The organism is Antarcticirhabdus aurantiaca (assembly GCF_009765365.1).
Lineage (GTDB): Bacteria > Pseudomonadota > Alphaproteobacteria > Rhizobiales > Rhizobiaceae > Antarcticirhabdus > Antarcticirhabdus aurantiaca.
Map to the genome: position 1 here is coordinate 41,375 of NZ_VTOM01000012.1, position 13,599 is coordinate 54,973.

The 13,599-nt window shown below is 69.6% G+C and carries 14 protein-coding genes; 10 read left to right on the plus strand and 4 right to left on the minus strand.

Annotated features, from left to right (window positions below; genetic code table 11):
* Positions 1 to 201 precede the first annotated feature (201 nt).
* Entirely contained in the window at positions 202 to 1,191 is a 990-nt protein-coding gene (locus FZN60_RS15130) for a GlxA family transcriptional regulator (protein WP_158874337.1), read from the minus strand.
* A 95-nt stretch (positions 1,192 to 1,286) separates the two neighbouring features.
* Here FZN60_RS15130 and FZN60_RS15135 point away from each other — a divergent pair, with 95 nt between their 5' ends.
* From FZN60_RS15135 to FZN60_RS15145, 3 genes are all read left to right on the plus strand, one after another.
* The gene (locus tag FZN60_RS15135; RefSeq protein WP_158874338.1) at positions 1,287 to 2,192 is read left to right on the plus strand and encodes a beta-keto acid cleavage family enzyme; all 906 of its coding nucleotides are present in this window, start codon (positions 1,287 to 1,289) and stop codon (positions 2,190 to 2,192) included.
* A 5-nt stretch (positions 2,193 to 2,197) separates the two neighbouring features.
* Entirely contained in the window at positions 2,198 to 3,673 is a 1,476-nt protein-coding gene (locus tag FZN60_RS15140; RefSeq protein WP_158874339.1) for a carnitine 3-dehydrogenase, read from the plus strand.
* A 73-nt stretch (positions 3,674 to 3,746) separates the two neighbouring features.
* Positions 3,747 to 4,388, plus strand: coding sequence for a cupin domain-containing protein (locus tag FZN60_RS15145; protein WP_246726830.1), 642 nt, complete (start codon positions 3,747 to 3,749; stop codon positions 4,386 to 4,388).
* A 34-nt stretch (positions 4,389 to 4,422) separates the two neighbouring features.
* On the opposite strand, the gene FZN60_RS15150 is transcribed toward FZN60_RS15145, so the two are convergent.
* Positions 4,423 to 5,202, minus strand: a complete 780-nt coding sequence (locus FZN60_RS15150; RefSeq protein WP_158874340.1) for a class II aldolase/adducin family protein — start codon at positions 5,200 to 5,202, stop codon at positions 4,423 to 4,425.
* 117 nt (positions 5,203 to 5,319) lie between these two features.
* Positions 5,320 to 6,168: a dimethylarginine dimethylaminohydrolase family protein gene (locus tag FZN60_RS15155; RefSeq protein ID WP_158874442.1), complete on the minus strand. Its 849-nt coding sequence runs from the start codon at positions 6,166 to 6,168 to the stop codon at positions 5,320 to 5,322.
* A gap of 161 nt (positions 6,169 to 6,329) precedes the next feature.
* On the opposite strand from FZN60_RS15155, the gene FZN60_RS15160 reads away from it, so the two are divergent.
* The 4 genes from FZN60_RS15160 to FZN60_RS15175 all read left to right on the plus strand — a co-directional run bounded on the left by FZN60_RS15160 (position 6,330) and on the right by FZN60_RS15175 (position 9,518).
* Positions 6,330 to 7,115 (plus strand): ABC transporter ATP-binding protein, encoded by a 786-nt coding sequence (locus tag FZN60_RS15160; protein WP_158874341.1) that lies wholly within the window; start codon positions 6,330 to 6,332, stop codon positions 7,113 to 7,115.
* A gap of 26 nt (positions 7,116 to 7,141) precedes the next feature.
* Positions 7,142 to 7,924: a transporter substrate-binding domain-containing protein gene (locus FZN60_RS15165; protein WP_158874342.1), complete on the plus strand. Its 783-nt coding sequence runs from the start codon at positions 7,142 to 7,144 to the stop codon at positions 7,922 to 7,924.
* Positions 7,925 to 7,995: 71 nt separating this feature from the next.
* Positions 7,996 to 8,670, plus strand: coding sequence for an ABC transporter permease (locus tag FZN60_RS15170; protein WP_158874443.1), 675 nt, complete (start codon positions 7,996 to 7,998; stop codon positions 8,668 to 8,670).
* A gap of 26 nt (positions 8,671 to 8,696) precedes the next feature.
* A complete protein-coding gene (locus FZN60_RS15175; protein ID WP_246726859.1) occupies positions 8,697 to 9,518 on the plus strand; it encodes an ABC transporter permease in 822 nt (273 codons plus the stop codon).
* Here FZN60_RS15175 and FZN60_RS15180 read toward each other — a convergent pair.
* Entirely contained in the window at positions 9,457 to 10,107 is a 651-nt protein-coding gene (locus FZN60_RS15180; RefSeq protein WP_158874343.1) for a bifunctional transcriptional activator/DNA repair enzyme AdaA, read from the minus strand. The two genes, FZN60_RS15175 and FZN60_RS15180, sit on opposite strands and share 62 nt — an antisense overlap.
* Before the next feature lie 118 nt (positions 10,108 to 10,225).
* Here FZN60_RS15180 and FZN60_RS15185 point away from each other — a divergent pair, with 118 nt between their 5' ends.
* From FZN60_RS15185 to FZN60_RS15195, 3 genes are all read left to right on the plus strand, one after another.
* Complete coding sequence (locus FZN60_RS15185) at positions 10,226 to 11,167, plus strand: DMT family transporter (RefSeq protein ID WP_422570279.1); 942 nt, start codon at positions 10,226 to 10,228, stop codon at positions 11,165 to 11,167.
* Positions 11,164 to 11,658, plus strand: a complete 495-nt coding sequence (locus FZN60_RS15190) for a methylated-DNA--[protein]-cysteine S-methyltransferase (RefSeq protein ID WP_158874344.1) — start codon at positions 11,164 to 11,166, stop codon at positions 11,656 to 11,658. The genes FZN60_RS15185 and FZN60_RS15190 overlap by 4 nt, the downstream gene beginning before the upstream one ends.
* Before the next feature lie 257 nt (positions 11,659 to 11,915).
* On the plus strand, positions 11,916 to 13,541 hold the full coding sequence (locus FZN60_RS15195) for a phytoene desaturase family protein (RefSeq protein ID WP_158874345.1): 1,626 nt from the start codon (positions 11,916 to 11,918) through the stop codon (positions 13,539 to 13,541).
* Positions 13,542 to 13,599 lie beyond the last annotated feature (58 nt).

Genomic DNA, 13,599 nt, shown 5'->3' on the forward strand with positions numbered 1-13,599 from the left:
TATCATCGAGGCTAGCGCGCGGAAGTTTGCCGCAGAACATATTTTTGCGACATGCGGTGTCGCATGCAAATATTGAGAACTGCGGGCGGCGCTCCAGTTGCCGATGCTGTGATGATCGCGTCTTGATCATCGCATGATCAAGACTATAGAATCCTGCCGCCGAAACGATCCTTGCTGGGTCGTCGCAGCGTTCGCGCTCTTCTATGAGGTGCCCTCCCGGCGGGCCCGTCTTGCCTGCGTCGGACTCTCGCCGTAGCGGCGCCGGAAGGCGCGCGCGAAGGCGGATGCCGACCCGAATCCGCATGCCTGGCCAACAGACGCGATCTCGTCGCGAGTTTCAAGCACAAGTCGCCGGCCATGCTCCAGCCGCAGCCGCTCGAAGGCCTCGCCGGGCGACAGGTTCAAGAGTTCGCGGAACAGCGTTTCCAGACGGCGCCGCGACAGGCCGGCACGCTTGGCGAGCGCGGCCACGGAGAGCGGACGCTCGATCCGCGCTTCCATCGCCTGGAGCACGGCCGCCACCCGCGGCTCGCGGGCGGCCAACCGCGCCAGCGAAAGGCTCGCCTGCGGATCCTCGCCGGCATGGCGCGGGTCGTAGACGAAGATGCCGGCGACCCCGAGCGCGAGGCTTTGACCCTGCCGCGCGCGGATGAGCTCCAGCATCAGGTCGAGGGCCGGCGAGGCGCCGCCGGTGGTGAAGCGGTCGCCATCGACGACGAAGCGGCTGACAGCGAGCGAAACCTGTGGAAAGGCCGCGGCGAAGGCCTCGAAGTCCTCCCAGTGCGTCGTCGCGCGGCGATTCGCCAGGAGGCCGGCCTTGGCGAGAACCCAGGTGCCCGCCTCGATGCCGCCGAGCGCGATGCCGCGCCGGGCGAGCGCCCGCAGGCCCGCGAGAAGGGGCGGACCCGCCGCGCTCTCCCAATCGAAGGCCGCGACGACGAGAAGGGCCTCGGCCGCCGTTTCCGCCGGATCGAAGGCTGCGTCGACCCCGAGCCGCAGGCCGCTCGACGCGGGGACCTCGGCGCCGTCCGGCGAAACCAGGCGCCATCGGAAGAGCGGGCGGCCGGCGAGGCGGTTCGCCGCGCGCAACGGCTCCACCGTCGAGGCGAGCGTGAGGAGCGAGAAGCCCGGCAGGACGAGGATGTCGAGCACGAGCACTGCTGGATCGGGGCGGAAGATCGACGGGACCATGCGCGAACTGTTTCACCGGCTTCGCAATCGGTATCGCTCAAGGTCGCGCCGCGCGCCACTCTGCGCCTCGACATCGACCGAAGAGGAGGCACCCCATGTCGCTCGCCATGAACCGCGAGGTCTTCATCACCTGCGCCGTCACGGGGGCCGGCGACACGGCGGGACGGTCCGACAAGGTACCGGTGACGCCGGCCGAGATCGCCGCGGCCTCGATCGAGGCGGCGAAGGCGGGCGCCGCCGTCGCTCACATCCACGTGCGCGATCCCGAAACGGGCAAGGGCGCGCGCGACGTCGCCCTTTATCGCGAGGCGGTGCGGCTGATCCGCGAGTCCGGCACCGACGTCATCCTCAACCTCACCGCCGGCATGGGCGGCGACCTGACGCTTGGCTCCGTCGAGCAGCCGCTTCCTCCCGCCAAGGACGGCACCGACATGGCCGGCGCCACCGAGCGCCTCGCCCACGTCGCCGAGCTTCGCCCGGAGATCTGCACCCTCGACTGTGGCACGATGAACTTCGGCGAGGGCGACTACGTCATGACCAACACGCCGGCCATGCTGAAGGAGATGGCCCGGCAGATCCGCGACCTCGGCGTGCGGCCGGAGATCGAGGTCTTCGACACCGGCCATCTCGTCCTCGCCAAGTGGCTGCACGCGCAGGGGCTCCTCGACGGGCCGGTGCTCGTCCAGCTCTGCATGGGCATTCCCTGGGGCGCGCCGGACGATATCGGGACCCTGATGGCGATGGTCAACAACCTGCCGAAGGACTGGGTCTTCTCGGCCTTCTCGATCGGGCGCAACCAGCTGCCCTACGCCGCGCTCGCCGCGCTCGCCGGGGGCAACGTGCGGGTCGGGCTGGAGGACAATCTCTGGCTCGCCAAGGGCGTGCTGGCGTCGAACGGCGACCTCGTCGTGGCGGCCAAGCAGACGCTGGAGGGCATGGGCGCCAAGGTGCTGAGCCCCGCCGAGACGCGGGCGAAGCTGAAGCTCGAGAAGAGGGGCTGAGAGCCATGACCGACATCCGCAAGGTCACAGTCGTCGGCGGCGGCGTCATCGGCGGCGGCTGGGTCGCCCGCTTCCTCCAGAACGGCATCGACGTCGACGTCTACGACCCGGACCCCGAGGCCGAGCGCAAGCTCGGCGGTCTCCTCGATAACGCCCGCCGCGCCTTCGCCCGTCTGATCGAGGGACCGAAGCCGGCGCCGGGCCGCCTGCGTTTCCGCGCGAGCCTGGAGGAGGCGCTGGCCGGCGCCGACTTCGTCCAGGAAAGCGCCCCCGAGCGCCTCGATCTCAAGCAGAGGCTGTTCGCTCAGATCGACGCGCTGGCCCCGCCGCACGTCCTCGTGGCCTCCTCGACCTCGGGCCTGCTTCCGACCGAACTCCAGGCGCCGATGGCGCATCCCGAGCGCCTGCTCGTCGCCCATCCCTTCAACCCCGTCTACCTCGTGCCCCTGGTCGAACTCGTCGGCGGGCAGAAGACGGCACTGCAGGCCGTCGAGCGGGCGCGGGCCTTCTACGCTTCGCTCGGCATGAAGCCGATCGTGATCGCCAAGGAGATCGACGCCTTCGTCGGCGACCGGCTCCTGGAAGCGCTGTGGCGCGAGGCGCTGTGGCTGGTGAAGGACGGGATCGCGACGGTCGAGGAGATCGACGACGTCATCCGCTATTCCTTCGGCCTGCGCTGGGCCCAGATGGGCCTCTTCCAGGTCTACCGCATCGCCGGGGGCGAGGCGGGCATGCGCCACTTCATGGCGCAGTTCGGCCCATGCCTCCAATGGCCCTGGACGAAGCTGACCGACGTGCCGGAGCTGACCGACGAACTCGTCGACACCATCGCGGAGCAGTCCGACGCGCAGGCGCGCGGCCTGTCGATCCGCGAGCTGGAGCGCATCCGCGACGACAACCTCGTCTCGATCATGCGATCGCTCGCCCGCTCGCAGAAGGGCGCCGGCTGGGGCGCGGGCGAGCTGCTCAACGCCTACGAGGCGCGGCTGCGCGGCGGCGAGGGCGACACCAAGGCCGAGCCGCTGCGGCTGCACCGCGCGAGCGTTTCGCCGGACTGGATCGACTACAACGGCCACATGACCGAGTTCCGCTACCTCCAGGTGCTCGGCGACGCGACCGACGCGGTTCTCTTCAAGCTCGGCCTCGACAAGGACTACGTCGCGGGCGGCCACAGCTTCTACACGGTGGAAAGCCACATCCGGCACCTCGGCCAAGCACGTGAGGGCGACGTGCTGGCGGTCGAGACGCAGGTGCTCGCCGCCGACGCCAAGCGCTTGAAGCTCTTCCACACGATCTCGAACGAGACCACCGGCACCGTGGTGGCGACGGGCGAGCACCTCCTCCTCCACGTCGACGCCGCGAGCGGCCGGGCCGCCCCTGCGGGCGAGGCCATGGCGGCGCGGCTCGAAGCGCTCGCGCGCGACCACGGCGCCTTGGCGGTGCCGGCCGCGGCGGGGCGGCGGGTCGGCGAGCCGGTGTAGGGTCCCGCCGCCTCGCTTGCCTCGCGGCGGCCCCTGGGCATAAGGTTCACGGACGTGAAAAACGGAGCGTCCCGTGGAGCATCCGCGCGCCGAGATCGCCGAAGCCCTCGATCAGCATGACGGCCCCGCGGTGGGCGCCGGCGAGGATCCGGTGGACGCCCTTGGGCCGAAGATGCGCGACCTGCGTCGGCGCAAGGGGATGACGCTGTCGGAGGTCGCCGAGCAGGCCGGCCTCTCCGTCGGGCATCTCAGTCAGGTGGAGCGCGGGCTTTCGACGCCGACGATCCGCCAGCTCCAGGCCATCGCCAGGACCATGGGCGTCACCATCGGCTGGTTCTTCCGCGGCGAGGAGGAGCGGGGCCCGGACGACGAGGACGGCCGCGTCGTCGTCAGAGCGGACAAGCGACGCCGCATCGAGATGCCGAGCCTCGGCCTCGTCGACGAGCTCCTTGTGCCCGACCTCGACGGGCCGCTGGAGCTTCTCCACTGCACGCTGGAGCCCGGCTCGGGCAGCGGCCCGGAAGCCTACACCCACGAGGGTGCCGAGGCGGGCCTAGTGCTCGAAGGCGAGATGGAGCTCTTCGTGTCGGAGCGGCGCTACCACCTGAAGGCCGGCGACAGCTTCGCCTTCGCTTCCACCGAGCCCCACCGCTATCGCAACACCGGCGCGGAACCGCTGAAGCTCGTCTGGGCGATCACGCCGCCGACCTATTGAGGGTGGTGAGCATCGCCGGCTCACCACGGAACACTCAGCTCCGATAGGAGGGGTCGAGGGACTCGACGAGCCGCATCTGCGCCGCCCATTCGAGCAGAAGGTCGCCGTCGTCATAGGCCATCTGGTCGAACTGCCGGCCGACCTTGGCGGCGATGTCGGCCGGCACGAGGCGCACCGGCCGCCCCATGGACAGCGTCGCGACCTGGATCTCGCAGGACTGGTTCAGATAGAACATGGCGTTGAACATCTCGCCGGCGGTGCGCCCGACGGTAAGAAGACCGTGATTGCGCAGCATCAGGGCGGAATGGGAGCCGAGATCGGCGACGATCCGCTCGCGCTCCTCGTGGTCGAGCGCGATGCCCTCGAAGTCGTGATAGCCGATCCGGTCGTAGAACTGCAGGCAGGTCTGGTTCAGCGGCAGGAGACCCTCCTCCATCGAGGCCACGGCCACGCCGGCGCGGGTATGCGTGTGCATGACCCAGGCCGCGTCGTGCCGGGCCCGATGAACGGCCGAATGGATGGTGAAGCCGGCCGGGTTCACCCGCGCCGCCGACCCGTCCACCTTGTTCCCGTCGACGTCGATCTTCAACAGCGAGGAGGCCGTGATCTCCTCCCAGCGCTGGCCGTAGGGATTGATCAGGAAGCGGCCGTCTTCGTCCGGCACGCGGGCCGTGATGTGCGTGTAGATGAGGTCGGTCATCCGGTAATGGGCGGCGAGCCGGTAGCAGGCGGCGAGCTCGACGCGCGTCCGCCATTCCGCGTCGGACATGGATGCCGCGGGCGCGGTGTTTGTCGCCGTGGCGAGGCTCGACATGAGATCTTCCTTCGTTTCACGCAGGTGAGCGGCATCCGGCCTGAGTTGCACGGTTTGCCACGAGAACGCGGCGTCTAGCGGCGGCGGTATTCACCAGAATGAAGGTGACCCGCGCCGTCACCCGCGCAGGACGGGCCGCGTCAGGCAGGTCGGGCCACCCTCGCAGGCGATGCAGAGGGCGTCGGCCTCGAAGGTCGAAACGCGGCAGTCCGCCGCTTCCATGGCGGCGCGGGTCTTCGGAAAACCGGCGACGGCGACGAGGTCGCGGGGGCTCAGCGGCAGGACGTTGAGGCTGAGGCCGAAGCTTTCGGCGAACTCCTGAGGGTCGCCCTCGACGAGCCGGATGCCGCGGGCGCGCAGGAGCTGCCAGAAGGGTGCCGGCAGGAGCGGCGCGTGGACGAGGGCGAGGTCGTCGGCGAGCGGGCTGATCACCGACATGAGGTGGAGGCAGGCCTCTTCGCCCTGCCAGAAGGGGAGGTCGAAGCCGAGCACCTCGACGCCGAGCGGCGACAAAATCGCGCGCAGCTGCACGATCCCCGCCTCGTTGGTGCGAACGCCCCGGCCGACGACGAGCGTTTGCGCATCGAGCCAGACGCAGTCGCCGCCCTCCACCGTGCCCGGCGCCTCGATCCGGCCGAGGATCGGCACGCCGGCCTTGGCATAGGCCGCCTCGTGAAGCGCGGGCTCGGGCCGGCGCAGAGCCTTCCCCATGGCGAAGATCACCGCCCCGCTCTCGGTCACCAGCGAGGGGTCGTGCGTGAACACGGCGTCGGCGAGGCCATCGCCCTCGTCTTCGACCCACAGGATCTCGGCGCCGCTCGCCGCCACCAGCTCCGCGAAGGCGGCGTGCTGGCGGATCGCCTTCGCACCGTCGAAGCCCGCCCCGTAATGCCAAGCCTTCGGATCCGCCCCGGACAGGCTCGCGCCCGGCCGGCGCATCAGCACGCGGCGCAGCGGCGCGGCCATCGATTGGGCACCGAAAAGCGGAAGCGCGACGTCCATCAGAGATCTCCCCGTTTCACCGAAGTGAAAATGGCCGATTGCATCCGCTTCGCGCAAGTGCATTAATCCGGCAAATGGGGTGCCTGATCGCGATTTGGGCAGGCACTCGGAGCAGCGGAGCAGCCATGGCCCCGGTCTCAACCGCGGACCCCATACCCGTCGCCGTCACCGGCCTTCACAAGCGCTTCGGCGCGCTCGAGGTGCTGAAGGGGGTGTCGCTCCGGGCCGGGCGTGGCGAGGTCGTGGCGGTGATCGGCGGATCCGGATCGGGCAAGTCGACGCTTCTGCGCTGCATCAATCTCCTGGAGACCCCGACGAGCGGCGAGATCGCCATCGACGGCGAGGTTCTGAAGCTGAAAAGCGACGGGCATGGCGGATTGACGCCGGCCGACGGCGCGCAGGTACGGCGGGTGCGCACGCGCCTCGCCATGGTTTTCCAGAGCTTCAATCTCTGGCAGCACATGACGCTGATCGGCAACGTGGTCGAAGCGCCGATCCATGTCCTGAAAGTGCCGAAGGACGAAGCCCGCGCGCGCGCCGAGGCGCTGCTGCGCCGCGTCGGCCTCTACGACAAGCGCGACAGCTATCCCGCCTTCCTGTCCGGCGGCCAGCAGCAGCGCGCGGCGATCGCGCGGGCACTCGCCATCCAGCCGGACGTGATGCTGTTCGACGAGCCGACCTCCGCGCTGGATCCCGAACTCGTCGGCGAGGTGCTGGCCGTCATCCGCGATTTGGCCGCGGAGGGGCGCACCATGATCCTCGTCACCCACGAGATGAAGTTCGCCCGCGAAGTCGCGAGCCGCGTCGTCTTCCTCCATGGCGGGCTCGTCGAGGAGGAGGGGCCGCCGGACGCCGTCTTCGGCGCCCCGAAGTCGGAGCGCCTCAAGCGCTTCATCCAGTCCATCCACTGATCCGAAGCTGAACGGGAAAGTCGCCGATGAAAGCCACCTTGAGGTCGATCGTTCTTCTCGCCGGCGCGGCGCTCCTGGGGCTCGCCGCCGGCGCGGGCGCGCAGGAGCAGGTGCGCGTCGGCATCGCCGCCGAGCCCTACCCGCCCTTCGCCTCGCCCGACGCATCGGGCAACTGGACGGGCTGGGAGGTCGACCTCGCCAAGGCGGTGTGTGCCGAGGCCAAGCTCGACTGCGTCATCACGCCGGTGTCCTGGGACGGCATCATCCCCGCGCTGACCTCGAACAAGATCGACATGATCGCGGCCTCGATGTCGATCACCGCCGAGCGTCAGCAGACGATCGACTTCTCCGACAAGTACTACAACACGCCGACCTCGGTCGCCGCCGCCAAGGACGCCGACTTCGACGCCAGCCCCGCGGGCCTCGCCGGCAAGATCGTCGGCGTCCAGGTCTCGACCGTCCACGAGGCCTATGCCCGCAAGCACTTCACGGACGCCGAGATCAAGGTCTACCAGACGCAGGACGAGGCCAACCAGGACCTTGTCGCCGGCCGCATCGACGCCACCCAGGCCGACAAGATCGCGCTCGACGCCTTCCTGTCCTCGCCCGACGGCTCGGCCTGCTGCAAGATCGCCGGCGACGTCGCGCCGGACGTCGACGTCCTCGGTCCCGGCGTCGGCTTCGGCCTGCGCAAGGGCGACGAGGCGCTGAAGGAGAAGCTGAACGCCGCGATCAAGGCGATCCGCGACAACGGCACCTACGAGGCGATCGCCAAGCCCTACTTCGACTTCGACATCTACGGGAGCTGAGCCGGCAAACCAGGACGCGATCCGTGCCGAGCGGCCTCGAACTTCTCTCGCCCTGGCCGCCCGGCTGGGGCATGACCCTCCTGGCCGGCTTCTGGGCCTCGATCCAGATCGCTGTCGGCGGCTTCGGCTGCGGCCTCCTGATCGGCATGGCCGGCGCGCTCGGCAAGCTGAACGGCGGGCCGGTCGTCCGCGACCTTCTCGCCTGCTACACCACGCTCGTTCGCGCGGTGCCGGAGCTCGTCCTGATCGTCCTTCTCTACTATGCCGGAGGCGACCTCCTGAACCGGGCCTTCGCCCTGTTCGGGGCCGGGCCGGTCGAGCTCAGCGGCTTTGCCGCCGGCGTCTTCGTGATCGCCGTCGTCCAGGGCGCCTATTCGACCGAGGTGATCCGCGGCGCGATCCAGGCGGTGCCGGCGGGCGAGGTCGAGGCCGGCCGCGCCTTCGGCATGTCGGAGCGCTTGCTCGCGCGGCGCATCGTCCTGCCGGCGATGCTCGCCCACGCGATTCCGGGCCTGTCCAACCTCTGGCTCATCGCCACGAAGGACACCGCGCTTCTCGCCGTCGTCGGCTTCACCGAGCTGACGCTCGCGACGCGTCAGGCGGCGGGCGCGACCAAGGCCTACTTCCTGTTCTTCTGCGCCGCGGGCCTTCTCTACCTCCTCCTCACCCTCGGCTCGAACCTCCTCTTCGGCCGGATCGAGGCCTACGCCCGGCGCGGCCAGCGCCGGGAGGCGGGCGCGTCGTGAGCGCGCCGAGCCCCGGCCTTCCCGCGATCGAGGCGCCGCCCGTCGAGTCGCTCGCCCCGACGCCGAGCCGGCGCCTCGACGCTTCGGCGCTCCTCAAGCCGCACCGCATCGTCCTGATCCTCGTCGCGCTCGGGCTCGTCGTCTGGGCCGCGCTCTCGATGCGCTGGGACTGGCTGGCGACCTACGCGCCGATGATCGCGGCCGGCCTGTGGCAGACGCTTCTGATCCTTGTCTCGACGACGATCCTCGGCTTCCTTCTCGCCGTGCCCCTCGGCCTCGCCCAGGCCGCGGGGCCCTGGTTCCTCGCCGCGCCCGCCACGGCCTTCTGCACGGTGATCCGCGGCACGCCGCTGCTCCTGCAGATGTGGCTCCTGTACTACGGCCTCGGCTCGCTCTTTCCGCTGATCCCGGAGATTCGCGACTCGTTCCTGTGGCCATATCTGCGCCAGGCCTGGCCCTATGCGGTGCTCGCCCTCACCTTGTCATTCGCCGGCTACGAGGGCGAGGTGATGCGCGGGGCCTTCAAGGGCGTCCCGCGGGGGGAACTGGAGGCGGGCCGGGCCTACGGCATGGGGCGCTGGACGCTGCTCCGGCGCATCTGGCTGCCGCGCGCCGTCCAGCGCGCGCTGCCGACCCTCGCAGGCGAAACGGTGCTGCAGCTCAAAGCGACGCCGCTGGTCGCGACGATCACCGTCGTCGATCTCTACGCCGTCTTCTCGCGCGTGCGCCAGGACACCTTCCTCACCTACGAGCCGCTTCTCCTCCTCGCGCTGATCTACCTCGTCCTCACCGCGATTCTCGTGTCGCTCTTCCGTGTTCTGGAGAACCGCATCCCGGCACGGCGGTGATCGGCTTGGCGGAGGCGGGATCGGCGGCGCGGCGGATCGCGGAGGGCGGGCGCCGGTAGACCTCCTGGAACACGGCGTTGAAGCGCCTGAGGCTGCCGAAGCCGGCCTGGAGGGCGATGTCGGTCATCGGAAGATCGGTTTCGGTGAGCAGCCGCTTGGCGCGCGCCACACGAGCATTGCGCGCGACCTCGCCGGGGCTCGCGCCCAGATGCTTGGCGAAGAGGCGCGAGAGGTGGCGCGGGCCGATGCCGACCCGCGCCGCAAGCGCCTCGACGCTCCGCCCCTCGCCGTCGAGCGCGCCGTCCTCGCGGATGAGGCGCGCCGCGCGCTCGACGGCCGCGAGAGACCCTTTCCAGGCCGGCGAGAAGGGCGCGCTCTCCGGCCGGCAGCGAAGGCAGGGGCGGAAGCCCGCGCGCTCGGCCGCCGCGGCGCTCGCCAGGAATTCGATGTTCCGTCGCAGCGGCGGGCGCACCGGGCAGATGCAGCGGCAATAGATGCCGGTGGAGCGCACGCCGACGAAGAACCGGCCGTCAAAGGCGGGATCGCGCGAGCGCCAGGCGGCTTCGCAGAGGGCGATGTCGAGAACCATGGCGGCATCCTAGCCGATGAATTAGCCTGCGCGCCCATCGGCGTCCGAATCCGGCGAGCCGGCAGGGCGGGGAGGGGCGATGGTCGGGCGTGACATCGCGAAGGCCGGCGGCATGAGCATGAGCATGAGCGACACCCCGAAGATGGGCCCGATCGAATGGGCGCTTCTCCTGATCCTCTCGATCCTCTGGGGCGGCGCCTTCTTCTTCTCCAAGGTGGCGCTCGGCGAGCTGCCGCCCTTCACCGTCGTGCTGGCGCGGGTGAGCCTCGCGGCCCTGGCGCTCTTCGTCTTCCTCGCCGCGACGGGGCGCGTCGTTCCGCGCGGCAGGGCGGTGTGGACGGCCTTCTTCGGCATGGCGCTCCTCAACAACATCGTACCCTTCGGCCTGATCTTCCTCGCCCAGACGGCGATCCCGAGCGGCCTCGCCTCGATCCTCAACGCGACAACGCCGATCTTCTCCATCCTCATCGCCCATCGCCTGACCGCCGACGAGAGGATGACCCGCGCCAAGCTGACGGGGGTGGGGCTCGGACTCGCCGGCGTCGCGGTGCTGATGGGCGGCAACGCCTTCGTCAGCGACGCGCCGCCGCTCTGGGCGCTCCTCGCCTGCCTCGGCGCGGCGCTGTCCTACGGCTTCGCCAGCGTCTACGGCCGGCGCTTCCGGCGCATGGGCGTCGAGCCGGTCGTGGTCGCCTTCGGCCAGCTCGCCTGCGCCACGCTCCTGGCCATCCCCATCGCCGCCGCGGTCGACGCGCCCTGGACCCTGCCGGCGCCGGGACCGGCGACGCTCGCCGCGCTCGCCGGCCTCGCGCTGCTCTCGACGGCGCTCGCCTACGTCCTGTTCTTCCGCATCCTGGCGGTCGGCGGGGCGACCAACAGCTCGCTCGTCACGCTGCTGATCCCGGTCAGCGCGATTCTTCTGGGCACCCTCGTCCTCAACGAGCGCCTGACCGCCAACCACTTCGCCGGCATGGCGCTGATCGCGCTCGGCCTTCTCGTCATCGACGGGCGGATGCTGCGCCTCGTCCGGTCGCAGCCGCCCGCGGGAGGACGCGCATGAGCGAAACGCTCTTCACCTTTCTCGACAGCCCGATCGGGCCGCTGCTGCTCGCCGGCGACGGCGAGCGCCTGTCGCGGATCGGTTTTCCCTCGGGCAAGGGTGTGGTCGCGCCGCGGCCGGACTGGCGGCGGGCGGACGGCGCCTTTGCCAGCGCGCGGGCGCAGCTCGGCGACTATTTCGCCGGACGCCGCCACGCCTTCGACCTCGCCCTCGATCCGGTCGGCACGCCCTTTCAGCTGGAAGTCTGGCGCGCGCTCCTCGACATTCCGGCCGGCGAGACGATCAGCTACGGCGAGCTGGCGCGACGGATCGGCCGACCGGCCGCGAGCCGGGCGGTGGGCGCGGCGAACGGCGCCAACCCGCTGCCGATCGTCGTGCCCTGCCACCGCGTCATCGGCGCGAACGGCACCCTGACGGGGTTCGGCGGCGGCTTGGACACCAAGCGCCGGCTCCTCGACCTCGAGCGCGGCATCCTGCCCGCCATGCTCTGAAAGCCCAGGGCGAAGCCGCTTGGCCAAGCCGGACGCGCCCGGACCAGCTCGCGGTTCTAAGACGCGAGAGGAGCGTCGTTTTCACATTAATGAAAAATATTGGGCCTGGATCGCGCATCGGCCGACTTCGCTGCGCAGCATCGAGCCGTCTGCCTGGATTTGGCTTGCACGGGCGACGCGTCTCGGACACGATTTCACATAGGTGAAGACGTCGCGGGCTGGAGAATCGGCGCCGCGCGGTGGGTCGGGAAGTTTTCATGTCGGCAGAATACGACGCGATCGTCATCGGCGCCGGTCACAACGGGCTCGTCTGCGCCGGCTACCTCGCCAAGGCGGGGCTGAAGGTCCTGGTGCTGGAGCGCCGGCACGTGGTGGGCGGAGCGGCGGTGACGGAGGAGATCGCGCCGGGCTTCCGCGCCTCGATCTTCTCCTACCTCATGAGCCTCCTCCATCCCCGCATCATCCGCGACTTCGACCTGAAAGCCCATGGCCTGGAGGTGCTGCCCTGCTCGGACATGGTCTCGCCGGTCGGCGGCGACGACTACATCCTGTTCTCCGACAATATCGCGAGGACGCAGGCCTCCTTCGCCAAGTTCTCGAAGGCGGACGCGGCCATCTACCCGGAGTTCGACACCTACCTCATGGAATCGGCCGCGATCGTGAGGAAGCTCCTGTGGGAAACGCCGGTCGACCCGACGAAACGCGACTGGAAGACCTTCAAGGACGGCGCGCAGCTCCTGTGGAAGTACCGCAAGATCGGCCGCAAGATGTACCGCATCGCCGATCTCATGACGATGAGCGCCTACGACTTCCTCGCCGAATGGTTCGAGGACGAGCGCATCATGGCGGTTCTCGCCTATTACGCCTCGATCGGCACCTTTGCCGGCCCGAAGACGCCGGGCTCGGCCTACGTGATCATGCACCACGTCATGGGCGAGCACGAAGGGGCTGGGGGCTGGGGCTTCGTTCGGGGCGGCATGGGCTCGATCACGCAGGCGCTGGCCGACGCCGACCGGAAGCTCGGCGTCGAGATCGTGACCGATGCCGACATCCGCGAGATCAAGGTGGCCGGCAACGCCGCCGTTTCGGTCGTGACGGCGGACGGGCATACCTACAAGGCGAAGACCATTGCCTCGAACGTCAACGCCAAGCTCCTCTACCGCGACATGCTTGATCCGGCCCTGGTGCCGCCGGAGGTGAAGCGCGAGATCGACAACTACCGGACCTTCTCGACCGCCTTCAAGATGAACATCGCCTGCGAGCGCCCGCCGCAATACAGGATCCTCGACAAGGTGCGCGCCGACGGGGCGATCGGCAGCTTTCCCTATCCGACCTACATGCACATCGCGCCCGACATCGATTATCTCGAGCGCGCCTACGACGACGCGAAGTACGGCCGGTATTCGAGCCGGCCCTTTCTCACGCCGGTGGTGCCGACGATCGTCGACGACACGCTGGCGCCCGCCGGCAAGCACGTCGTCAACCTCTTCGGCGGGCACGCGCCCTACAAGCTGAAGGGCGACGACTGGGCAAGCGAGAAGGAGAACTTCAAGAACACCGTCTTCGACACGATCGAGGAGTTCGCGCCGGGCTTCCGCGACGACGTGATCGAGGCGCAGCTCCTCGTGCCGCCCGATATCGAGCGGATCGTCAACCTGCCGCAGGGCCACATCTTCCATGGCGAGCTGTCGGCCGACCAGCTCTTCTTCCAGCGGCCGGTCTCGGGCTACGCCGACTACCGCACGCCCATCAAGGGCCTCTACGTCTGCGGCTCGTCGATGCATCCGGGCGGGGGCGTTTCGGGAATCCCGGGCGCCAACGCTGCGCGCGAGATCCTGAAGGACCTCAAGACGAAGCCGGGCGCGAGGGCTGCCGGACGCTGATGCGTTCGCGCGACCGCAATGTTCGGTCGCAGGACCTTGATCCCGCACGGTCTTCCGC

What these genes read in the sequence shown, in the direction of transcription:
- FZN60_RS15150 (WP_158874340.1), bottom strand. Translation starts at nt 5,202, where the DNA reads ATGTCGAGCCTCGCCACGGCGACAAACACCGCGCCCGCGGCATCCATG.
- FZN60_RS15135 (WP_158874338.1), top strand. Translation starts at nt 1,287, where the DNA reads ATGTCGCTCGCCATGAACCGCGAGGTCTTCATCACCTGCGCCGTCACG.
- FZN60_RS15155 (WP_158874442.1), bottom strand. Translation starts at nt 6,168, where the DNA reads ATGGCCGCGCCGCTGCGCCGCGTGCTGATGCGCCGGCCGGGCGCGAGC.
- FZN60_RS15170 (WP_158874443.1), top strand. Translation starts at nt 7,996, where the DNA reads ATGACCCTCCTGGCCGGCTTCTGGGCCTCGATCCAGATCGCTGTCGGC.
- FZN60_RS15130 (WP_158874337.1), bottom strand. Translation starts at nt 1,191, where the DNA reads ATGGTCCCGTCGATCTTCCGCCCCGATCCAGCAGTGCTCGTGCTCGAC.
- FZN60_RS15165 (WP_158874342.1), top strand. Translation starts at nt 7,142, where the DNA reads ATGAAAGCCACCTTGAGGTCGATCGTTCTTCTCGCCGGCGCGGCGCTC.
- FZN60_RS15180 (WP_158874343.1), bottom strand. Translation starts at nt 10,107, where the DNA reads ATGGTTCTCGACATCGCCCTCTGCGAAGCCGCCTGGCGCTCGCGCGAT.
- FZN60_RS15160 (WP_158874341.1), top strand. Translation starts at nt 6,330, where the DNA reads ATGGCCCCGGTCTCAACCGCGGACCCCATACCCGTCGCCGTCACCGGC.
- FZN60_RS15190 (WP_158874344.1), top strand. Translation starts at nt 11,164, where the DNA reads ATGAGCGAAACGCTCTTCACCTTTCTCGACAGCCCGATCGGGCCGCTG.
- FZN60_RS15195 (WP_158874345.1), top strand. Translation starts at nt 11,916, where the DNA reads ATGTCGGCAGAATACGACGCGATCGTCATCGGCGCCGGTCACAACGGG.
- FZN60_RS15140 (WP_158874339.1), top strand. Translation starts at nt 2,198, where the DNA reads ATGACCGACATCCGCAAGGTCACAGTCGTCGGCGGCGGCGTCATCGGC.
- FZN60_RS15185 (WP_422570279.1), top strand. Translation starts at nt 10,226, where the DNA reads ATGAGCATGAGCGACACCCCGAAGATGGGCCCGATCGAATGGGCGCTT.